We start from the raw sequence: 22,665 nt of genomic DNA, 5'->3' as shown, positions 1-22,665 counted from the left end.
GCTATAATCAGTTTACAAGCGCCGGTATTAAAGGATTCGTAAGATGTATGTAGATGTTAATCACTAATACCATCTGGTCGTGCACGCCCGAGACGATTAACAATTCTGGAACTATTTTTTTGCTTTTTTGGTTCGTTAAATTAGAATTCAATTAAATTATCTGTCTGTTCGTAAAAATGGTACCGATTTCACTGGCCATATTAAGCTGCATAAATCAAGCACTTTGTCCCATTAGTTTGTTTACTACAAGATCAAATTAAAATGCCAATTTGAATTTACACTCCATAGTGCCGCATGTGTAACATCATATTGTTAGTCCGTTTAGCTATCAATTCGAGCTTTGACGCTTATCTTGCCTTCCGCTAAAGCTTTCAATAATTGCTGAACTTTTAGAAAGCTTTACATCAGCGAACATATTTAAGCCCACTACAGGGACTTTTTAAATTCAAGCTGACTCACAACGCTCATTGATTTGGGTATTTTTGGTTACTTAACTTTCATTTACTCGCTAAAAATCAGCTACGTTGTCACCAACTTCATCTGAAATCGGCGGTTTCTTAATTTAACAAACCATAGTTAACAAAAAAAGCTTCCTAGAAAGTGGTCTATCATACTTTGATCCAGCATGACGCCCTCTTCTAAGAAGCAATTTTGAGCTTATCTATCATTTAATTGTGGAAACAATCTTACCATTATCATAGTTCACATAACTCCCAGGCGTCTTTAACACCCAGCTGGCCAGGCGTTGGGGCTTCTCCCAGCTAAGACCCGCCAAGGCTAAAGCCGCGGCATCAACGTTCGTACTTCGAACGCCTGAATTATTCTGCTTCGGCGATTTCGGTTGTGCAACCGTCCATGTCGCCATCAGCTCAGTGGTTGAAATCCCATCGGTATTGGCATTCGTACCTAAAATCCCCCCACCCAGATGGGGAATCCCCAGTGCGTGGCCAATCTCATGAATAAGTGCCGCTTCTTTCCAATTATTTTGGTTTCGCTTAGACAAGCTACCAAGACTACGCCAGTTACCGGGATAGAATCGAATCCCCTGGCCATTATACGTCTGTCCGCCCAAAACAGCCTGGCTCTTCTGCCCATCGTGGATTACCTCATCACTCTGATACTGTTTTGACACAACTTCAACAATCTTTTTTCCGGCAATCTTATTCCAATACTTGGCAGCAGCCACGACCATCTGACTGGTCATGAAGCCAGATTGATTATATAGCTGGAGCACCCCGTCAGGCCCAACGATATTAGGTAACGGTTGCCCATTGAGCTGATAATCGTGATCAGTCGATGCAGTATCCAAACTTGTATTGCCTGAATATTGGCTGCCATGGGTAACCAACGTTAGCTGACTTAGCTCAGACTGTGAGTAGATGTGCTGTTGTATTTTTCCTTTGTTAAACGTCTTCGTTCGCTGATAATAATGGTTATTCGGTCCTTTGACGAGATTTTGATGATAACTTTTCCCTAAGTACGTCATTCCACCAAATAAGATAACCACCAAAATCACAGCAGCTAAAACTTTAAACCGACTCTTAGATTTCATTGTGTCCCTTCCTTACAAAAAGACCGCCAAAAACTTTACTCGTTCTTGGCGGTCTTAACAATGATGATTGGACTAAACTGCTGCCTTTTCATGAATCAAACTATCAAAGTAGTCGATTAATTCCTGCCACTTTTCAAAAACGGCATCTTCTGAATACCGCTTGGCGTTCTCATAGGCAGCATCACTGTACTGTTCTAAGAGTTCCTGATCACCTAACAACTTAATCAACCCCGCTGCCAATTGTTCTGGATGACCATCTTCGGTCAACATACCAGTTTGACCATCCTGAATAATATCGCTAGGGCCATACTTAACGTCGTTAGCAATCATTGGGACACCATGTGATTGAGCTTCTAATAACGTCAGAGAAAAACCTTCAGCCCGACTTGGAAGAACCCCAATTTCGGCGCGATCATAGACAGCTGCGATATTGTTCGTGTATCCCTTGAACAAGACCACATCTGTTAAACCAGCATCCATCACCTGTTGCTTAAACTTCTTTTCAATGTCACCGTTAGCATAACCCCACAGTTCAAGCCGAGCGTCAGGAAATTGCTTGTGAATTTCAGCAAAGGCTTCAATTGAATGGTTTTGTTGCTTTTCTGGTGCTAGCCGGGCAACGTGGACCACTAGCCCTTTTTGTCGACTGGCAAAGTCCTGATGTTTCTCAGCAATTTCATCATCCGTCACGTAACCAACGGGAATCGTAAATGCCGGAATATCCGTTCCAAAACGGTCTTCAACGTCCTTAGACTGCTCAGGCGTTGATGAAATGACGGCATCCCATTGTGCCCAGTTATTCAATGCATTTGTGTAATTGTTGTTCAAGGGTGAATTGATCATATCACTTGGGTCAGACACGTGATCATTGTGAAGGTGCAAAACCTTAAACGCTGGGGTATGCATGTGAAAGAGTGCCCAGTCACATTCAACAGTCCGGTCACAGATATAAACGTTGTGATCATCAAGTGCGTTCAATTCATCATAAAAGAACCGTGTCAGCTCATTCATCCCAGCGAAGACCCAATCACTTTTTTTATAGTTTAGTACTCGCCAAGATAAACTTTCTTTACCGGCACGATTGAGGTAATGATTCTTTTCAATGTGCACACGACCATCGGGGCCAGAATACAGTTCTTGTGAGATTTTTCCGTCCCAATCGAAGAACTGTTCAAGACACTTGAACCCACGAACGTCCCACCAAACCATTGAAACGGTCCGACCATTGATGTCAAAGTACTGCACGTTACTAATTTCCTCAGTGTTCCCTCGGAAGTAGATAATCATTAGCATTTTTCCTTGTGCGAAAACTTGTAATTGATTATCCTTACGCGTCGTTGTCGTGTTCGCAGGTAATGGGAAATCATTCAGCATGAACGGCCGACTCTCTACGTCGCTGCTGCCACAGAAGTATTCAAATAAATTCACGAAATTTTTACGATCAATCTTAGCGTCCTTTAAGACGTTCGTTAAATCCATGGCGAAAACTCGTGTCACAATTTTAGCTGAGATTTGGTGTTTTTCAAATAAATGAAGTCGATTTATTTCAGATTGTTCAATCCCAGATTTTGAGAATTGCATGTTGTCGTTTAAGAAATAGTACATTCCCGGATCATCCTTTCTTCATCAACCTTAGAGGCCTAGCTCTTTTTGCCAACGATTCCAGACTTTCCGTCGTGTCCAACGGGTATGTGCTGAAGTATAGGCGGCATTACTAAATTCGGCTAATTGCTTATCATCGTTGAACAGCTTGACAACATCCTCAGCCATAGCTAACGTTTGACCAGAATCAACAAGGAAACCATCCTTGCCGTCCTTGATATACTCAGCTGGACCATAGTTGAACTTGTAACTAATTACAGGAACCCCATGAATCATCGCTTCTTGCATTGCCAGTGGACCACCATCAGCCATCGACATGTTCGTCATAACTTGATACTGGTCGTAAAGCTTGTCCAACCCAGGAACGTAATCCATAAACGTCACACTGCCATCAAGCTTCAGCTCAGTGACTAACTTCTTCATTTCTTCAACATATTTAGGGTCACCATAACCAAATAAGGTCATTGTCGCATCGGTCACCCGATCCTTAACCAACGCAAACATCCGTAATTGTTGATCAATCTGCTTGTCCGGTGCAATCCGACCAACATAGATCAAACTGTGTGGCTTCCGGTCGGTAACAGCCACATTACCTGTCCCTTCTTTGGAGACTGGTAACGTCGATGTCCCTGAGATTGAGAAGATGTGCGCCTTAGGATAGCGTGTCTGCAAGTGCTCCGCCTGTTGCGGTGTGGCCGTGATAAACCCATCAAATTGATTAAAGTGTTCAAAGGCCGGCTGCAAGAACCCATCCATATCTGTAAAGACAGGATCATTAGGATTTACCCCATGATTAATTGGAATGTACAAGTATTTCTTTGATGCATCATTCAAGGCCAACATTGGTTGAACCCCAGTACCTGGACGGTCGACCATAAACGTTGTGTCAGCATCTTGCTTGCTCAGCTCATTTAGGAAGAAAACGAATAAGTCATCCACGTTCTGGAAGAACAAATCACCCTTATCCCGATAGTTCTTCAAAATCAAACGGGAAGAAAGCGGCTTCCCTTCTGTATCAGGCGCAAAGTATTCTTCTAATACAGTTGCCCCTGAAACATTGTAATACCGCTGAGAAATCAGCTGACCGTTCTGTCCAAAATATTGTGTCGCTGACTTAAACCCACGCCAGTCCCAAAGATCAGTGCCAACTCGGTTACCTTGCTGGTCGAAAAACTCCTGATAAAAGACACGACCAATCGTGCCAGGAATAAACCCGACGTTCTCCACCAACCGGTCACCGTTAAAAATTCCACTGAAGTTGGCACCAACATTGATTTCGTATTCAATTGGAATATTCATGTCTTCAGTTGTTAAGAATTTATCGGCGGATAAAGCAGTTGCTTCTTGGAAGTAATCAAACATATTCAAGACTTCACTATCGTCAACATCAAACTTCTTAATCGTCTGGTGTAATAACCGATCATAAATCTTGGTGACAATCTTAGCGGGTGTTTTATAGTGATTAAATAACTTAACCCGTTTCATCGCTGTATGTTCAACACTAGAGTTTTTTTGGAGAATATACTCGTTAACAAAATAATACACAGCCCGACACTCCCATCATTTTTGTGAAAGGAAGCCCTTTCACTTGAGCATTGACTAAAACATGATTTATTACTCGCACAAGTCCAGTATACCTAATTTGGTTTACAATTAAAACCGGTTATTTAAATAACTATACAGTGCGGAGATAATTACTTCATGTTTAGGGCTAAATTCACCTACTTAGGAATCGTTGAGGTGATTTTACCATTGTTATAAACCATATGGGCAGATGGCTTCGTGAAGACCCAATTGGCTAACTTACGCGGACGTGGCCACGCAATCCCAGCAATCTTGAGCACCGCACCATCCATTCTTGTAGTCGTAATGCCCTTAAGATTAGACTTTGGCGCATTAGAGAGCTGAACACCCCACGCCCCCATAAAATCGGCATTCTTTACGTTTGCGACTTGATCATTGGTTCCCATCAAACCGCCCCCCATATTAGGGACACCCAAAGCATGCCCCATTTCCTTAAGTAAAACGGCTTCCTTCCAGTTCTGTTCATTCTGTTTGGTCAGCCCAGTCACTGCCCAATTGTTGGGATAAAATATCATACCCATACCATTGTAACTCTGACCACCCACACCATACTTCGTTTTCTTTTGACTGTCATGAATTACTTCATCAGACTTATTTTGTGTATCAACCACTTCGACAATTGTTTGTCCAGCTAACGCGTTCCACATCGTAGCGGCATCACGAACCATCGCATCCGACATGAATTTAGACTTATTGTATAGCTGCAAGACACCATCATTACCCATAAAATTACTAATATTATCTTTTTTAATCTTGTAATGGTAAGTTTTTGAAACGCGGTCAAGACTAGTATTACCAGTGTACTTAGTCCCATGGGTAATTGTTGTTAACTTCTTTAGTACCGCCATAGAATAAATTTTCTGATTTACTAAACCATCGTTCGTGCTAACTGATTTAACCCGTTGATAATAATGTTTATCACCAAATTTAGAAATATAAATTTTATTCATACTTTTGACAGTAAAGAAAACCACCACGCCAACGACGAGTAAAAATAAAATTCGTACAATAATCTTAAAAAAATTATGCTTTTTCAAAATACAGGTGCCCCTTGTCTTTAGGTGTTGGCCCAATGACTATGTTGAATAGTCTCAAGACCACAGATAGGACCAAGCTGACTTGTCAGTTACTTCTTATCTACACCACTTGTAATTTCTTCATCTTTAATGAATGATTGCCACTTTTTGGTAATCTCAGTCGGAGAAAACTTTTTTAGCAATGGTTCACAGTTAGCCATCATTTCTAACTGCTTATCATGATCACCCAAATACTCACGAATTCTTTGCGTTAACATTTCTTGATTGTTAGCGGGCACCAAGTAGCCATTCTTGCCATCAGTAATCATATCACTAGGCCCATAATTCATGTCATAACTAATCACAGGAATACTAAAGCTCAATTCTTCCAATGTTGATAACGAAAAGCCCTCTTCACGACTTGTGAGTAATGCCAATGAAGCTTGCTTATACTCCTCAGTCAAATCCGTTTTAAACCCTCGTAGAAAAACATTTTTGGTTAACTGATGCTCTTGAATGTATTTTCGAAGTTCGTCAGCAACCTGGTTACCATGCCCATATAGATGTAACTCAATATCCGGAAATTCTGGTATCAAGCGTTCTACTGCCTGAATTTGATGCATTAAATTTTTTTCTGGTGAATAACGGGCAACTCCGATAATTCTGTGTGGGTTTCTCATTTTAAAATCAACTTTATGAGGAACTGCATAGCCCACTGGAATTGTAACTACCTGGGGTAGATTTGTAAATCTAGCCAAAAGGTCTTTTTTCTGCTTGTCAGTAGAGACAATCATTCGATCCCAGTGTTCAGGATGTTCGAGGGTAAATTCATACACATTATGCTTTAGAATACCTGTCACAATATCCTGCCCGGCCCGCACATGTGTGTTGTGCAAAACTGAAGCAACTCTGAGTTCCGGCTTTGTTCGATAGAATGCTGGTGCCAGCAGACTGTTCCGATCACAGAAGAATAAATCCCCTTCGCGATTTATTTCATTTAAAAAGAAAGTCTGTAATTCTGTTTCACTATCAAAAAGATAGTCACGGTTATTATAATCCTTTAATGTAATTTTAGTTAAAACTGAACGTCCCTCAATCGTACGACAACTCTTTATCAGACGCACGTGCTGATCTCTATCATAATAAAGTTCTGTAACAACTGTATCACCTTCACCAAGAAATGAAGTACGACTAAGGAATCCCCGACTATCGAAAACATCTCGCCGCATTTTAGCATGGTTACGATTGAAATAATTAATGTAATCAATACGCGTATATTCATCATTTAAAAAATGCGCATACATTACGAAGTAATCATTCTCGTCCATCACACGAATATCCCGTTCACCATTAGCTCCATCAATGTATTGTAAGCGATAATGGCACCGTTGCTCCCAATATCTGCGCCAGTCAAAGTCCCCATAGCCCTCGTCAAAATCTTTAGTTCCTTGGAAAAAATCGTACATAGAAAAAGTTGAACCTAACACCCCAAATTTATCAGAATACTCATACAGTCGTGAGCTATACCCCATATAAATAATCTTTGCAGGAATGCCTGCATTCTGGAATAATTGCAATCGTCTGAATTGAGCTTCTTCAATACCACTTATTGTGGCGCCCAACTGTATATTCACAAAATAATTCATTTGCCATCTCTCTTTCTAAACTCAGCCACAATCAGCGACGCGTATGTGTTTCTTCGTTGTCCCAAGAGTGCACTTTACTATCTTCGTATTCCCAGGGGTACTTTCCCTGGTCATCTTTTTCTGTTTGTTTCATCATTTCTTTGGTTAAGCGATCCAGCTTTTTCCGAGTAGATCGACGGTGTACTAACCGAACAATAATCACTAACAGTAATAACGCAACGTATATTGAACAACGAATAAAAAACTGAACACCTGTCCGTGCAAAAAGTGAGGCCAATACTATCATCTAAATTCCTCCCTAAATTATTTAAGTCCCTGAGTATATTCTCGACAATTCATATTTATCCATGAGTCTTGTTGGAAAATTTATTTTTGATATTTAAGATTGCGGATTAATTTCATTAACTAGCTTAACCCACTGTGCTTTCAATTTTGCTGCTGAAAATTTCTGAGCCAATGGCTGACAGTTCTTCATAAATTTGACCTGTAGGTCCTTGTCACTCAAATACTCTCGCATTTTTTGATACAGCATCTCTTCATCATCCGCTGGTATCAAGAACCCATTTTCGCCATCTACAATCATTTCTTTAGGCCCATAATTAACATCATATCCAATCACAGGAACTGCAGCACTCAATGCCTGTAAGGAAGAAATCGAAAATCCTTCTTCAATGCTTGTCTGGAGGGCTAAGCTTCCTTTGCGCAAATCTTCAGTTAAATCTAACTGGAAGCCTCGTAAGAATACGTTCTTTTCTAAATGGTGGTCCTTAATGTATTTGTCCAACTCCGCACCAACTCCGCACCAACTGTGGCACCATATCCTAACAAATGTAATTCGATATCCGGAAATTCTGGGACTAATCTTTCTACAGCCTTTACTTGATGATGTAATTGCTTTTGTCTAGAATAGCGTGCAATGCTAATGATTCGGTGAGGATTACGAGCTTCAAAGTCCTTAACAGTGAGCGGTAGTGGTTCAGTCCAACTGACTGGAATTGTGAAGACCGGAGGTAAACTATCATAACGATCTTTTAAATCAGCAGTTTGCTGGGCCGTTGACGTCACGAAAGCTGATGCTCTATCTAAGTGTGCTAACGTGTAGTCATAAACACCAAACTTTAATCGACCTAGCTTGACACTTTCCCCCGCCCTAATATGACCATTATGAAAAACCATAACCATCTTAACCGATTTTCTTGTGTATTGAATACTTTTCGCCATTTCACTTTGACGGTCAACAAATACTAAATCGTCATCATCAAATAAGTGATCGAAGAAAAAAGTTCGGAGTGCCTCTTCATTGGCAAAATAATAATCCTTGTTTCGATAGTTCCGTAGCACAATTTGGCTTAAAAACGACTTCCCTTTTTTGTGGCTTACAGTGTATTCTTTGATAATTCGAACGTTACCTTTTTGGTCAAAATAAATTTCCGAATTAGTTATATCTTTTTCTTCCAGAAATATTGTTCGACTTAAGAAGCCACGACAATCATAGGTGTCTCGTCGAATCTTTTGTCTATCCTTATCAAAATAATTAATATAATTAACTTGCGTATAATCATCATCCACAAAATTAGCATACATTAATAATGTACCATCTGGCTTATTGACACGGATATCTCTGGTTGAAGGAACGTACTGTAACTGATAATGGCAGGTATCTTGCCAATAAGATTGCCAATCATAATGAGCAACTTCCTTAAACTGAGTAGCATCTTGAAAGTAATCATACATCGAAAAGCTGCGTCCTTGTACCCCAAATTTCTTTGCATATTCCTGCATTCTTGGCTTATAGGTTAAATACACGATTTTTGCAGGCATCTTGGCTTCTTCAAACAATTTTAACCGATTAAATTCTGCCTGCTCTATCCCTGTGATAACGCCGCCAAGATCAGAATCAATAAAATAATTCATACAGATTATTCCTACCTTTCCAATCTCGATTAAGTTAACTTAATTTTTAGTTCTGATTAACTTATCAGCGACTTATTCAACTTCATCCATTTTTTCTGAACCTTTTCGGGTGCAAATTTTTGGATGGAAGGACGACAATTTTTCATAAACTTCTTTTGCAGTTTAGTATTCTTAAGATACGTTCTCATTTTTTTATAAAGCATCTCTTGATCATTGGCCGGAACCAGGAATCCATTCTTACCATCAACAATCATTTCACTAGGACCATAGTTAATATCGTATCCAATCACCGGAACACTATAGCTAAGTGCTTCAATCGTACTTAAAGAAAAGCCTTCCTCAATGCTCGTCTGTAAAAACAATGATCCCTTGGCATATTCTTCATTCAAGTTCTTTTTAAAGCCTCTCAACAAAATATTCTTCTCCAAGTTATGCTCTGAAATGTATGCCTTAAGTTGCCCTTCACTGCTTCCACTACCAAAGAGATTAAGTTCAATATCAGGAAACTCAGGAATTAATTTTTCTACCGCTTTAACTTGGTGCATTAGTTGTTTCTGGGGTGAATATCGAGCCATACAAATGATTCGATGAAGATTTCGCTTTTTAGTTTTTACATTATGATGAATGGCACAACCAACTGGAATTACCGTAACCGGTGGAAGATCGTCGAACCGCTTTAATAAATCTTTCTTCTGCTGTTCCGTTGAACAAATTATTCCAGCCAAATGTTGAGGATGTGTTAATACATAATCGTACACCCCTCGTTTCATCGTTCCGGTTACTACGTCTTGGCCTTTTCGGACATGCGTATTATGGAGTACAGCAATTATCTTCAGCTCTGAATTAGTCATATCAAAAGACTTGCCAAAGTTTTCACTACGATCTGAATAGAATATGTCGCCTTTTTGGTTGATTTCATTTAAGAAAAAAGTTTCTAATTCTTCATCAGTGGCAAAATAATATTGTTGTCCGTTATAATCAGTCAATGTAATATTACGCACATAGGTATTCTTTTCACTAGTCAAATTTTGCCGGATGATTTGAACTTTACCAGTGGGGTCGTAGTAAACAGATGAATTTACGAGACCATTTTCAGCTAAGAAATTAGAACAACTTAAAAATCCACGACTATCATAAAGATCGGTCTGAATTTTGTTGTGATCCTTATCGAAGCGATTGAGATAATTTAACTTAGTATAGGTATTATCCAAGAACCCAGCATAGATAATGACTTTCCCGTTTTCATCAAGCACCCGAATATCCGGATAATCAGAGCTATATTGCAAACTATATTTACAGGTGTCTTGCCAGTACGACGGCCAATCAAAGGGCGCCTGATTAGTTACGTTTATTGACTTTTGAAAATAGTCATACATTGTGAAGGCATTATCTTGAACTTTGAATTTTTTTAAAAAGATATGAATTTTCGGATTGTGGTGCATATATATTATCTTTGCTGGGATGTGGGCTTTTTTGAATAACTCAAGACGGTTAAATTCGGCTTGCTCAATCCCAGTAATTGTTTCTCCTAAATCGGCATCAACAAAATAATTCATGAAAGGCCCATCTCACTTTTCCATTCTTTATTGCCACACTTTTGATGATGTGGATATAATTGTCTTTCCGTTTTACGCAAAATAATTACAATTTCTAAATTAATTTTACCACAAATATACCCTGTTAACACCCTGTAGAGTGGGCTTTTAATCGTAAGCTATTCTGATAAAAGAAACATTCTAATAAAATTTACTGTAGAAACTAAGCGTTACAATTAATATGCCGCTCATAAAACAATTTTAAATCATAGGTTTCCATTACTAATCCAATATATGGTCGACAAAAAAGCCCTGGTATGCATTTACATACCAGGGCTTTTTAATTCAGTTCACACAGAATTCACTAAGAATTATGAATTCACTTCAGACTTTATTCGTCACGCTTTTTTCTCTTGAGACCAACGAGGACCAAGAAACCAGCGAGAAGAGCACCTAAAGCCGAAACAGCTTCAGTATCTTCAACTTCATTAGCGTGAGAGCCTGTTCCCATTGAAGCGGAATTAATCTTAGCACCGTCTCCGCCATTAACGCTTTGACCAGAACCAATCTTAGTCTCACCAGCTTTCACAATAGGACCATTATCAGTTCCACCAGCGTTCACATCAGAACCAGCATTGGTTCCACCAGCATTCACACCAGGACCAACATTGGTACCTAAAGCAACAATTGAACCAGCTCTACCAGATTCAGAACCACTTTGTGATCTAAAGTCAGAGCCACTCTGTGATTCGGATTCGGAAGCACTCAACGATTCTGGTTCACTTGCACCTTGTGATTCAGATTCACTGGTATTCAGAGAATCGCCTTCACTCGCACTCATTGATTCAGATTCACTAGCACTCAATGATTCTGATTCAGAAGCACTTTGTGATTCAGATTCACTAGCACTCAGTGATTCTGATTCAGAAGCACTCAATGATTCTGATTCAGAAGCACTTAACGATTCAGACTCACTAGCACTCAATGATTCTGATTCACTAGCACTTAGCGATTCGGATTCACTAGCACTCAGTGATTCAGATTCACTAGCACTCAGTGATTCAGATTCACTAGCACTTTGTGATTCAGATTCACTAGCACTCAGTGATTCGGACTCACTAGCACTCAATGATTCTGATTCAGAAGCACTTAACGCTTCGGATTCACTAGCACTCAGTGATTCAGATTCACTAGCACTCAGTGATTCGGACTCACTAGCACTCAATGATTCTGATTCAGAAGCACTTAACGATTCGGATTCACTAGCACTCAGTGATTCAGATTCACTAGCACTCAGTGATTCGGACTCACTAGCACTCAATGATTCTGATTCAGAAGCACTTAACGATTCGGATTCACTAGCACTCAGTGATTCAGATTCACTGGCACTTAGCGATTCAGACTCACTAGCACTTAAGGATTCGGATTCACTAGCACTCAGTGATTCAGACTCACTAGCACTCAATGATTCTGATTCAGAAGCACTTTGTGATTCAGATTCAGAAGCACTTAATGATTCAGATTCACTGGCACTTTGTGATTCGGATTCACTAGCACTTAAGGATTCTGATTCACTGGCACTCAGTGATTCAGATTCAGAAACACTTTGTGATTCGGACTCACTAGCACTCAATGATTCTGATTCACTAGCACTCAGTGATTCGGATTCACTAGCACTTTGTGATTCAGATTCAGAAGCACTTAATGATTCAGATTCACTGGCACTAAGTGATTCAGATTCAGAAGCACTTAATGATTCAGATTCACTAGCACTTAAGGATTCTGATTCACTAGCACTCAGTGATTCGGATTCACTAGCAGATTCTGATTCACTAGCACTCAGTGATTCGGATTCACTTGCACTTAAGGATTCGGATTCACTGGCGCTCAGTGATTCAGACTCACTGGCGCTCAGTGATTCAGACTCGCTGGCACTCAACGATTCAGACTCGCTGGCACTCAATGATTCTGATTCACTGGCACTCAGTGATTCGGATTCACTAGCACTTAATGATTCGGATTCACTAGCACTTTGTGATTCGGATTCACTCGCACTCAATGATTCAGACTCACTGGCACTTAAGGATTCGGATTCACTGGCACTCAGTGATTCAGACTCACTTGCACTCAATGATTCTGATTCACTAGCACTCAATGATTCTGATTAACTGGCACTCAGTGATTCGGATTCACTAGCACTCAACGATTCAGATTCACTGGCACTCAGTGATTCGGATTCAGAAGCACTTAAGGATTCTGATTCACTAGCACTCAGTGATTCGGACTCACTGGCACTTAAGGATTCTGATTCACTAGCACTTAACGATTCGGATTCACTTGCACTCAACGATTCAGATTCACTAGCACTCAGTGATTCGGACTCACTGGCACTTAAGGATTCTGATTCACTAGCACTCAGTGATTCGGATTCAGAAGCACTTAAGGATTCAGATTCACTGGCACTCAGTGATTCTGATTCACTAGCACTTAAGGATTCTGATTCACTAGCACTCAGTGATTCGGATTCACTAGCACTTAATGATTCGGATTCAGAAGCACTCAATGATTCGGACTCACTTGCGCTTAATGATTCAGATTCAGAAGCACTCAATGATTCGGATTCACTAGCAGATTCTGATTCAGAAGCACTTAACGATTCAGACTCACTAGCACTTAACGATTCTGATTCAGAAGCACTTAATGATTCGGACTCACTTGCACTTAATGATTCAGATTCAGAAGCACTCAATGATTCGGATTCACTAGCAGATTCTGATTCACTAGCACTTAACGATTCTGATTCGCTGGCACTCAGTGATTCAGACTCACTAGCACTTAATGATTCAGATTCACTAGCACTCAGTGATTCTGATTCACTAGCAGATTCAGATTCACTGGCACTTAAGGATTCAGACTCACTAGCACTTAATGATTCAGATTCACTGGCACTTAAGGATTCGGATTCGCTAGCACTTAAGGATTCAGATTCAGAAGCACTTAACGATTCTGATTCACTCGCACTCAGTGATTCAGACTCACTGGCACTCAGCGATTCGGATTCACTAGCACTCAGTGATTCAGATTCACTAGCAGATTCTGATTCAGAAGCACTTAACGATTCGGACTCACTAGCACTTAAGGATTCTGATTCACTAGCACTCAGTGATTCGGATTCAGAAGCACTTAACGATTCAGACTCACTCGCACTCAGTGATTCAGATTCACTCGCACTCAGTGATTCAGATTCACTAGCACTCAATGATTCAGACTCACTAGCACTTAATGATTCGGATTCACTGGCACTCAGTGATTCGGATTCACTCGCACTTAAGGATTCAGATTCACTCGCAGATTCGGATTCACTCGCACTCAGTGATTCAGACTCACTGGCACTTAAGGATTCGGATTCACTGGCACTTAAGGATTCTGATTCACTCGCACTCAACGATTCAGATTCACTAGCACTCAGTGATTCGGATTCACTCGCACTCAATGATTCAGACTCACTGGCACTTAAGGATTCGGATTCACTGGCACTCAGTGATTCGGATTCAGAAGCACTTAAGGATTCGGATTCACTAGCACTCAGTGATTCGGACTCACTTGCACTTAAGGATTCGGATTCACTAGCACTCAGTGATTCGGATTCAGAAGCACTTAAGGATTCAGATTCACTGGCACTCAGTGATTCGGATTCACTGGCACTTAAGGATTCGGATTCACTGGCACTTAAGGATTCGGATTCACTGGCACTTAAGGATTCGGATTCACTAGCACTCAGTGATTCGGATTCACTAGCACTTAAGGATTCGGATTCACTAGCACTTAAGGATTCGGATTCAGAAGCACTCAATGATTCGGACTCACTTGCGCTTAATGATTCAGATTCAGAAGCACTCAATGATTCTGATTCACTAGCAGATTCTGATTCAGAAGCACTTAACGATTCAGACTCACTAGCACTTAACGATTCAGACTCACTAGCACTTAACGATTCTGATTCAGAAGCACTTAATGATTCGGACTCACTTGCACTTAATGATTCAGATTCACTAGCACTTAATGATTCGGACTCACTGGCACTCAGTGATTCGGATTCACTAGCACTTAATGATTCAGATTCACTGGCACTTAATGATTCGGATTCAGATGCTGAAGCAGATTCAGAATCTGAATCCTCTACAGCAGCAACTGCCAAACTAGCATAGGAAGAAGCATCCCCTGCTGCGCTTGAAGCTTTGCTCTGTGCTTCTTTAGCATTAGAAGCAGCCGATGAAGCAGTTGCCGCATAACTTTGAGCATCATCGTTATCACCATTTGCTTCAGCTGATTCAGCCTGTGACTGAGCGGTTTGTGCAGCTGAAGATGCAGCCTCGGCTGCAGACGATGCTGACAAAGCAGCACTTGCAGCCGAACTTGCCAGTTCTGCATAAGAACTGGCAGCTGAATTCTTTGGTGCATAATTACTTGTCAAATTACCATAAGAACTAGCAACACTGGCATATTCTCCAGTAGCATTAGCAGCACTAGAAGCTTCTAATGCTGCTGACGAAGCAGCTGATGTTTCAGCTGCATTAACCGTCAAAGTAGCTGGTCCAATGTAGACCGTGTTATTTGTAGTCTTAACTTGTAGGTAGTAATCCCCGGCATCACTGGCACTAACACCGTTAAGATTTAAGGTTGCTCCAGTTTGACCAGCAAGTTTAGTCCCACTGCCATCAGCAGTGCTTCCTTTATACCATTGGTAAGTAACTCCACTGGCACTAGCAACATCACCTTCAGGCGTCCAAACTAGATTAGTTCCAGCATCAACTGTCTTGTCTTCAAGACCATTTCCGACTGTGATATCCTTCGAAGCCACGACTGTAGAACCATCAGCGTTCGTTAACGTTGCGGTAATGGTAACAACACCCGAACCAGTATCTGCGGCTGTAACCAAACCGGCCGCACTAACCTTGGCCAAATTCTCATTACTACTGGTCCAAGCAATTGTCCCAGTGGCATTGGCAGGATCAGTTGTTGCAGTGACCCCTTCAACCTCTTTATTCAGTAAGTAATCGCCACCAGAAAGTGTCATGGTATTAGCGTTAATGGCACTATCATAAACATCGACTTCGGCTAAATTACTTGAAATATAATTGCTACCATTGAGTGAACCATGCGCAGTACTAATATCCGAATTCAACTGGAACAATAACGTTCCTGTAAAGGTGGTAGGGATTGTTACTTTAAGTGTACTGGATTCACTGGTAATAATTGGCAACATACCAATCTGCACATCAGTATTATCTGTATCATCGAATTGTAAACCAAAGTTAGTCGTGGCATCATCCAAAGTGTACCATTTACCATTGACCTGAACTTGCCAGGTATGGTAACTGTTATTAGCGTAAATATTAATGATCCCAATAACTGCTGAACCACTTAAAGAAATCGTTGACCCAGGCGTCGTTGAAGTTACGGCGGCAGGTTGCGCCGTGTAACCTTGTGTTATTGGCAGGCCAAGAATCGAAATGGCATTCCCACTTGGATTCCAAGTCTGACCAAGAATTCCGCTTGTCTTTGCGTAACTCTTCATATTACCTGAAAATGCAGTAGCTCCTGATGCTGCAACGGTCGCAGAACTTGCAGCAGAACTAGCCATAGCCATGTATGAGGAAGCAGCCTTTAAGGCGCTATCGGCTTCGGCAGTATAAGAACTTGCTGAAACAGTGTCTCCCTGCTGTAAGGCCATCGTAGCAATCGTCATATCTGCTGTGGCAACCGAAGCGGCCGAAGCAGCTTGAGTTGCACCAAATTGGGCATCTGCCGCATACGATGATGCTGCTGCAACGTAGGAACTCCCCAACGCAGTGTTGTTCTTCATGGCTGACGCCACAGAATTAGCTACGCTAGCTGCTGAACTCCCCATTAATCCCAGTGAACCTGCAGATGTCAAATCAGCTGCAGCCGTTTGTGAAGCATAATTTGACTGTAATGCCATCAATGTAAATGCAGTATTCGTTGCTTGACTCTGAGCCGCACTCAATTGCTGATCAGCTAAGTTAGCATCAGTAGCAGCGTTAGTTGCTGCCTTAGTTGCCCCACTCAAATCGCCTGCAGCGGCGTAGGAAGCCGCATCAGTTGCCAAAGAACTTGCATCATCTGCATAGCTCTGAGCTGCGGAGGCAGCTACATCGGCTGCACTATTATAATCTGTTACAGAACTAGCGTAGCTTGGTGCTAACGACGTGACATGATTAGCATCATTTGCGTTTGACAACGCTCGGTTGGCTGCACTAGCAGCAATAGTCGCTGATGAAGCTGCAGAAGCAGCATAGCTTTGTGCCAACAGTGACTGCGCGACCTTATTCCCGTTGTTAGCGTCTTGACTCAATGCTGCAATGATGTTGGTGTCAGCAACTGCAGCTGCTGAGCTTGCTAGTACAGAGTATGAGCTAGCTAAAGCTTCACTGGCAGCAGCTGTCGCAGCAGCAGAACTCGCAGTAGAATAATTCTTGGCCGCCTCAAGAGATGTTGCTGATGAAGCCGCAGCAACTGCAGCAGATGCTGCCGTCGAGGCCTTAGTGGCGTAAGATTCAGAATTTGACGTCGCATCTTGTGCAACAACGGCATAAGAAGAAGTTGTGACATCAGTCTTATCAACCGTCGATAACTTCGTAGCACTGACGCCGACCGACTTAGCCGCGTCAGTTGCAACGGTAGCCGCACTGGTAGCTAAACTAGCTGACGCTGACGCCTGATCTGTGTAATTACCTTTAGGATCAGTGACAACAACGGTCGTAAAGTCTGACGTAGCACTAAAGTTTTCGTTAAAAATAAACGACGATATAGCTTTCCCAGAAACGGTAGATCGGAAGTAGTAAGTTCCAGCAGCCGAAAGCGCTTTGCTACTCGTAGCACTGGTACTCTTATTTGATACTTCATCCCAATCATTCCAGTTTTTACCATCAGTTGAGTATTCAAAAACATACGCGGCACTACCATTTAGTGCATATAACCCAGTCAGTGAAAACTTACTTGACAGGGAAAGTGCATCCCCAACATTGAGCTGGTTACTCGATGCACTCAGCGTTATCGAAGCATTAGAAGTCTGGCTATTACTGGAAACTGATGACCCATCATACATAGCTGCCATTGAAGCTGCCGAAGAAGTGGCTGTTTCACCCGCAATAGCATTCGCTGCAGCACCAGCAACATCCTGTGCATACATGGTAGCATCTTTAGGTGACGTAGCAGCAGCTAAATTAGCAGCTGCGGTGCTGGCAACTGCGGCTGCACTAGTTGCTGTAACCGCCGTGCTAGCTGCAACTGTCGCATAACTAACTGCCTGTGGTCCTGTGTAGGTTGCAGCCAGACTAGCTTCACTTGAAGCTAATGAGCCAGCACTGGCCGCAGCAGTTGCACTCTTGGCAGCTGAACTGGCAATGTCACTCAAGGCTGTCGAGTTGGCTACACTAGCAGCGGATTGTGCGGTTGAGTTGGCTGCACTAGCCGTAGTAGCTGTAGTAGCCATTTGACTTTGCAGATTCATTGCATCTGAGTAGGCCGAGTTAGCAGTGTCAAAATCGCCGGTAGTTGCAGCTGACTTTGCCGTAGCTAACGCTGCACTGGCTGAGCTTTGTAACGTTGCAGCCGTCTCTGTGGCTGCAGCTGCAACTGAAGCCGCACTACTTGCACTGGTGTAAATTCCAGTTAAGGTTGCATTCTTGTTATCGTATTGTGTAGCCGTGTAGACACTGTCAACCGCATCATTTGCATCGGAAGCTGCTACTGAGATACTTGGAATACCTGAATCGGTCACAGCATTAGCGCTGCTGACCAGCTCAAACATCCCTGTGGTAGCTGCCATTTTCGCTGCACTAGCCGCACTAGAAGCTGCACTCACATAAGTATTAGCCATAGTCGCATATGAAGCTGCTAAACTTGCCGCACTAGTGGAGTGTGCGTCCAAGTCATCTGGATCACCGGCACTATTCCCAACCGCCGTTGCGTACGATGCTGATAAGCTCGTGTAGTATGACGTAAAGGTGTATGCCTGAACGGCTTCATTATAAGCACTGCTGGCTGCACTAACGGCTGACGCTGCAGATAACTTGGCAATGTCAGTGTCATCCAGCCCAGAAACCTTAGCTGCATAACTCGCAGCTGCTGAGTTAAATGCAGCAGCCGAAGTAACTGCACCAGAGGCAGCAGTTAAATTGGCATCTTCCGCAGTACTTGACGCATTGCTAGCAGGTGCCGTAACTGCTGCTTCTCTTAACAATGATGATTTTCCCGTTGAAGCAACCTTGTTGACCGTGGTGACCACGTTATTTGTCAAAGTTGTGTTAACGCCCGCTGATGAAGCTAAAGAATCTAGCTTATCATTGGAAGCACTTGATGCTGAAGATGACGCACTGCTTGCAGATGATGAAGCACTACTAGTTGCAGAACTAGCAGCTGATGATGCTGACGAAGACGCCGCAGAAGATGATACACTACTGGCCGAACTCGTCTTTCCTGAATTACTGTTCTTAGTTGCGGAACTGTCCGCCCCAGAACTCGAAGCACTGTGTAAGCTGCTTGTTGATGCCCCCCCACTCGAGCTACTAGAAGAAGTTGCAGAGCTCTGCGCCTCTTCAGAAACTTGACTGGCGGTGTCAGCATGAGCAGTTAATTGACCTGCTCCCCCTAAAAGCGAAAAAGTGGCCAAGGTAGCAAAAACCCATTTTTTGCCTGCCTTGAACATTTTGTATCGTAATTTGGGATCGCCGTTAAAAGCCTGATGTTGCATGAATTTCACCCTTAACACCGTCCTTAAAAAAATTTATTTAAAACTTTAACAAGCACTACCCCGCAAAACAGATAAACTCATCTGTTATTTCTGAACCTAATTGATAATTCTCCTCATGATTCAGTCCCCGGATGAGGTTATACTACCACCGTTTCAATGCATATACTAGTTTAAACATAAAATTAACTTAAAATTTGGGTAATTTAATTTGACAACAAAAAGTAAGCGTTTTTATTCAATCCAACCTTTATCCGCTTTTAATTTTGAAAATACAAGTTTAATTATTATGATTTTTACTCTAGCAGAACTAACTCAGCACCTGTATATAGGACGTTTCAGCTGTAGTTTTAGCTATGCCTAAAAAATAGTAAAATTAAACAATTAAATCACAAAGAACAACATGGCATCAACTAACTTAAATTTCAGTGGTGCCAACGACCGTTATTTCGAACTTTTTTAATACTTTTATTAGCCATAATTGAAAATGTGTGCGATTAATTTTTGCTGTAAATCACTCGAGTTCATCAGTCAATTTTGCATCGCCTTGGCAGCAATTCATTGAATTCATTAGGTTCTCTCCTAGCTTAGTCGAATGATTTCACCCGTCCCCCAATAAATTTGTTCATAAAAAAGCACTCCCCGCGACCATCAAAGGGAGTGCTGCTTATGAAAGCTCATGTTCAATTAAATTACCCATGTCCGTTGGCAACGGCGCGTAGCAGGTAATCCATTCATCCAAAAACGGTTGATAGAACCGCAACCTAGCGCAGTGCAGAGCTTGGCGCTGAATCCACGGATTCGTCTGCCGACCGTATAGCCAATCTCCAACCAGTGGATGACCAATTGACGCGCAGTGCACGCGAATCTGATGTGTTCGGCCCGTATGCAGCTTAACTGCCAGCAAGCTGACCGACCGTGACTGCCGCCGAACCCACAGCTCCGTCGTCGCCTGGCGGCCATCTGATCGAACCATCCGCTTGATGAAGGAATCCGGTGCCCGACCAATGGGAGCTTCGATCACCTGATGTTCCGGCATAATGCCTCCCTCAGCCACAGCAACGTAACGCTTGTCTAGTTCGCCATTCTTTAACTGCTTATCCAGGATTGAGTGGGCAAAGTGATGTTTGGCAAATAAGACCGCCCCACTGGTATCCCGGTCCAGCCGGGTCACAATGTGTGTGACCGTGCTGTCCGCGTGTGTGGCCACCAGGTGCCCTTTGACCCGGTTTGCCAGTGTATCATCCGGATAGAGATGTGAGGGCACAGAGGCCATCTCAGCCGGCTTATTTACCACCAAAAAATGAGGATCTTCATATAATATCTCCAATGGCCCGTTTGACGTTGCGACATGCTCATTGGTTGGCTCAGGTGGTAACTGGAGTCCGACTCGCTGACCGGGCCGCGCCATGGCCACTACCCGAACCTCCTGGTCATCCAACGTGACGACACCACCGTGAAATTTAACCTGTTTCAAAAAAGTCCGGGTCACGCCATGGGCCATTAACACGGTCCTCACGTGTACCGGACTCTTACCATCGACGATCCATTCAAAATGCGTCATGGGCGTTCTCTCCCAATGAATGACGTTTCAACCCGTTGCCAGAAATGAGTGTGGCGGTACTCAGCAAAAGAAATCCGCTGCCGGGCAATCTGGTAGTTAATGGCTTTGATGGGTCGTCCTTCGATCGACAGTTGATCACACATCAAGACATTATCAGTCGACTTAGCGGGTTCAATTCGAATCCACTCGTCCGCTGGAATGATCAAGGGTGACCCCAACGTCCGGAAGACTCGGTTATTGATCGACGCAATCTCAGCCATTTGAATGGCATTAAACCTCGGATTGATCACCGCACCACCAACGGACTTATTATAGGCCGTCGAGCCCGTCGGCGTTGAGATACAGAGGCCATCGCCCCGGAAGCTTTCAAATAACTCTCCCTTTATGTAGACGTCTGCCACCATAGTTCCAGAGACTTTCTTAATTGTCGATTCGTTCAGCGCCAGTGTCTGATCAGAATGCGTCCCATCCGCGTACTCCACTTCAATCGTCAACAGTGGATAGCTAACGCTCTGACCATTGTCTTCCACCAGACTGTCGATGAGATCTTGAACCTCATAATCCCGCCAGTCCGTGTAGAAACCTAAATGCCCCGTATGAATCCCAACGAAGCGAATCTTATCCAGTCGATCACTGTAATGGTGAAATGCGGACAGCAAAGTTCCATCCCCACCAACCGTGACAACAATGTCTGGATTTAAACTATCAATTTCGATTCCCGCAGCTGTCAGCCCGGTCTTCAAGGCCGTGGCGACCCGCTGCGAGGCTGAACCGTTATTACCAAAAATGGAAACCTTCATGTCATTCTTCCTTGCTCTGATGAGAAATTGGTGATGTGTCACCGTCTTTTTTCGGGGTATACTGTTGTGCCTCTTGAATTTCTTCACGAATCTCGGACATCTCAGTATCCAACTTAAATGCTGCCTCGGCCGCCCGTTGCAGACGATCGCTCAGCTCCGTCGGAAAGGCCCCCTGATACTTGTAATTAAGTGAATGTTCAATGGTCGCCCAAAAGTTCATTGCTAACGTCCGCACCTGAATTTCAGCCAAAATTTTCTTCTCGCCGCTCACCAGTTGCACCGGGTACTCGATCACAATATGGTACGAACGATACCCGCTAGGCTTCTCATTGTGAATATAATCGCGTTCTTCAAGGATGGTCATGTCCGTTCGCCGCCGTAACAAATCGACGACCTGATAGATGTCTTCAACGAACTGGCACATGATCCGCAAGCCCGCAATGTCTTGCATATCCTGTTCCAACCGTTCCTCGGCAACGTGTCTGCGGGACATCTTTTCTTTGATGCTGGCAACCGGTTTTACCCGACCAGTCACGAACTCAATTGGTGGCCGTTCGTTGCCATTCTCAAATTGTTTGCGGATGCCGCGAAGCTTAACTTTCAGCTCACTAACGGCTTGCTGATACGGTAATAAGAATTGATCCCAATTTTGTACCATGTGACTATCCCCCAACCTGTA

Annotated in this window: 14 protein-coding genes and 1 pseudogene; 1 reads left to right on the top strand and 14 read right to left on the bottom strand. The window is 42.7% G+C overall.

The window, feature by feature from the left end; all coding sequences use genetic code 11:
• Positions 1 to 664 precede the first annotated feature (664 nt).
• The 10 genes from EKM75_RS07725 to EKM75_RS12750 all read right to left on the bottom strand — a co-directional run bounded on the left by EKM75_RS07725 (position 665) and on the right by EKM75_RS12750 (position 19,115).
• A complete protein-coding gene (locus tag EKM75_RS07725) occupies positions 665 to 1,552 on the bottom strand; it encodes a zinc metalloprotease (RefSeq protein ID WP_125693472.1) in 888 nt (295 codons plus the stop codon).
• Between the two features lie 72 nt (positions 1,553 to 1,624).
• Entirely contained in the window at positions 1,625 to 3,157 is a 1,533-nt protein-coding gene (locus EKM75_RS07720; RefSeq protein WP_125693471.1) for a glycosyltransferase, read from the bottom strand.
• Between the two features lie 27 nt (positions 3,158 to 3,184).
• Complete coding sequence (gene asp1, locus EKM75_RS07715) at positions 3,185 to 4,699, bottom strand: accessory Sec system glycosyltransferase Asp1 (RefSeq protein ID WP_125693467.1); 1,515 nt, start codon at positions 4,697 to 4,699, stop codon at positions 3,185 to 3,187.
• A 176-nt stretch (positions 4,700 to 4,875) separates the two neighbouring features.
• Positions 4,876 to 5,775, bottom strand: a complete 900-nt coding sequence (locus EKM75_RS07710) for a hypothetical protein (protein WP_225426677.1) — start codon at positions 5,773 to 5,775, stop codon at positions 4,876 to 4,878.
• Positions 5,776 to 5,864: 89 nt separating this feature from the next.
• On the bottom strand, positions 5,865 to 7,400 hold the full coding sequence (locus EKM75_RS07705; protein WP_125693465.1) for a glycosyltransferase: 1,536 nt from the start codon (positions 7,398 to 7,400) through the stop codon (positions 5,865 to 5,867).
• 379 nt (positions 7,401 to 7,779) lie between these two features.
• The gene (locus EKM75_RS07695) at positions 7,780 to 8,184 is read right to left on the bottom strand and encodes a glycosyltransferase (protein WP_164508763.1); all 405 of its coding nucleotides are present in this window, start codon (positions 8,182 to 8,184) and stop codon (positions 7,780 to 7,782) included.
• Positions 8,154 to 9,314 (bottom strand): glycosyltransferase family protein, encoded by a 1,161-nt coding sequence (locus EKM75_RS12760; RefSeq protein WP_164508762.1) that lies wholly within the window; start codon positions 9,312 to 9,314, stop codon positions 8,154 to 8,156. Before EKM75_RS12760 ends, EKM75_RS07695 begins: the two co-directional genes overlap by 31 nt.
• A gap of 56 nt (positions 9,315 to 9,370) precedes the next feature.
• Positions 9,371 to 10,870, bottom strand: a complete 1,500-nt coding sequence (locus tag EKM75_RS07690; RefSeq protein WP_125693459.1) for a glycosyltransferase — start codon at positions 10,868 to 10,870, stop codon at positions 9,371 to 9,373.
• A gap of 370 nt (positions 10,871 to 11,240) precedes the next feature.
• On the bottom strand, positions 11,241 to 12,980 hold the full coding sequence (locus tag EKM75_RS13020; protein WP_164508761.1) for a hypothetical protein: 1,740 nt from the start codon (positions 12,978 to 12,980) through the stop codon (positions 11,241 to 11,243).
• Between the two features lie 33 nt (positions 12,981 to 13,013).
• Positions 13,014 to 19,115 carry an immunoglobulin domain-containing protein gene (locus tag EKM75_RS12750; RefSeq protein WP_225426680.1) on the bottom strand — a complete coding sequence of 2,034 codons (6,102 nt, stop codon included), beginning with the start codon at positions 19,113 to 19,115 and terminating at the stop codon, positions 13,014 to 13,016.
• Here EKM75_RS12750 and EKM75_RS12910 point away from each other — a divergent pair.
• Positions 19,078 to 19,482, top strand: coding sequence for a hypothetical protein (locus EKM75_RS12910; protein WP_225426679.1), 405 nt, complete (start codon positions 19,078 to 19,080; stop codon positions 19,480 to 19,482). The two genes, EKM75_RS12750 and EKM75_RS12910, sit on opposite strands and share 38 nt — an antisense overlap.
• A gap of 11 nt (positions 19,483 to 19,493) precedes the next feature.
• On the opposite strand, the pseudogene EKM75_RS13110 reads toward EKM75_RS12910, so the two are convergent.
• The 4 genes and pseudogenes from EKM75_RS13110 to EKM75_RS07665 form a co-directional block, all read right to left on the bottom strand.
• Positions 19,494 to 19,625 (bottom strand): annotated as a pseudogene (locus tag EKM75_RS13110) (KxYKxGKxW signal peptide domain-containing protein); the annotation flags it as partial.
• 664 nt (positions 19,626 to 20,289) lie between these two features.
• Positions 20,290 to 21,186 carry an RluA family pseudouridine synthase gene (locus tag EKM75_RS07675; RefSeq protein ID WP_125693457.1) on the bottom strand — a complete coding sequence of 299 codons (897 nt, stop codon included), beginning with the start codon at positions 21,184 to 21,186 and terminating at the stop codon, positions 20,290 to 20,292.
• Positions 21,183 to 22,073: an NAD kinase gene (locus EKM75_RS07670; protein WP_382338520.1), complete on the bottom strand. Its 891-nt coding sequence runs from the start codon at positions 22,071 to 22,073 to the stop codon at positions 21,183 to 21,185. The genes EKM75_RS07675 and EKM75_RS07670 overlap by 4 nt, the downstream gene beginning before the upstream one ends.
• The gene (locus tag EKM75_RS07665) at positions 21,988 to 22,644 is read right to left on the bottom strand and encodes a GTP pyrophosphokinase (RefSeq protein WP_125693455.1); all 657 of its coding nucleotides are present in this window, start codon (positions 22,642 to 22,644) and stop codon (positions 21,988 to 21,990) included. The genes EKM75_RS07670 and EKM75_RS07665 overlap by 86 nt, the downstream gene beginning before the upstream one ends.
• Positions 22,645 to 22,665 lie beyond the last annotated feature (21 nt).

The sequence above is a fragment of the Levilactobacillus tongjiangensis genome (assembly GCF_003946345.1).
Classification (GTDB): domain Bacteria; phylum Bacillota; class Bacilli; order Lactobacillales; family Lactobacillaceae; genus Levilactobacillus; species Levilactobacillus tongjiangensis.
The sequence above is the reverse complement of the archived record's forward strand: the minus strand, read 5'-3'. Positions and strand labels throughout refer to the sequence as shown.

What these genes read in the sequence shown, in the direction of transcription:
- EKM75_RS07725 (WP_125693472.1), bottom strand. Translation starts at nt 1,552, where the DNA reads ATGAAATCTAAGAGTCGGTTTAAAGTTTTAGCTGCTGTGATTTTGGTG.
- EKM75_RS07720 (WP_125693471.1), bottom strand. Translation starts at nt 3,157, where the DNA reads ATGTACTATTTCTTAAACGACAACATGCAATTCTCAAAATCTGGGATT.
- EKM75_RS07705 (WP_125693465.1), bottom strand. Translation starts at nt 7,400, where the DNA reads ATGAATTATTTTGTGAATATACAGTTGGGCGCCACAATAAGTGGTATT.
- EKM75_RS12760 (WP_164508762.1), bottom strand. Translation starts at nt 9,314, where the DNA reads ATGAATTATTTTATTGATTCTGATCTTGGCGGCGTTATCACAGGGATA.
- EKM75_RS07690 (WP_125693459.1), bottom strand. Translation starts at nt 10,870, where the DNA reads ATGAATTATTTTGTTGATGCCGATTTAGGAGAAACAATTACTGGGATT.
- EKM75_RS07675 (WP_125693457.1), bottom strand. Translation starts at nt 21,186, where the DNA reads ATGACGCATTTTGAATGGATCGTCGATGGTAAGAGTCCGGTACACGTG.
- EKM75_RS07665 (WP_125693455.1), bottom strand. Translation starts at nt 22,644, where the DNA reads ATGGTACAAAATTGGGATCAATTCTTATTACCGTATCAGCAAGCCGTT.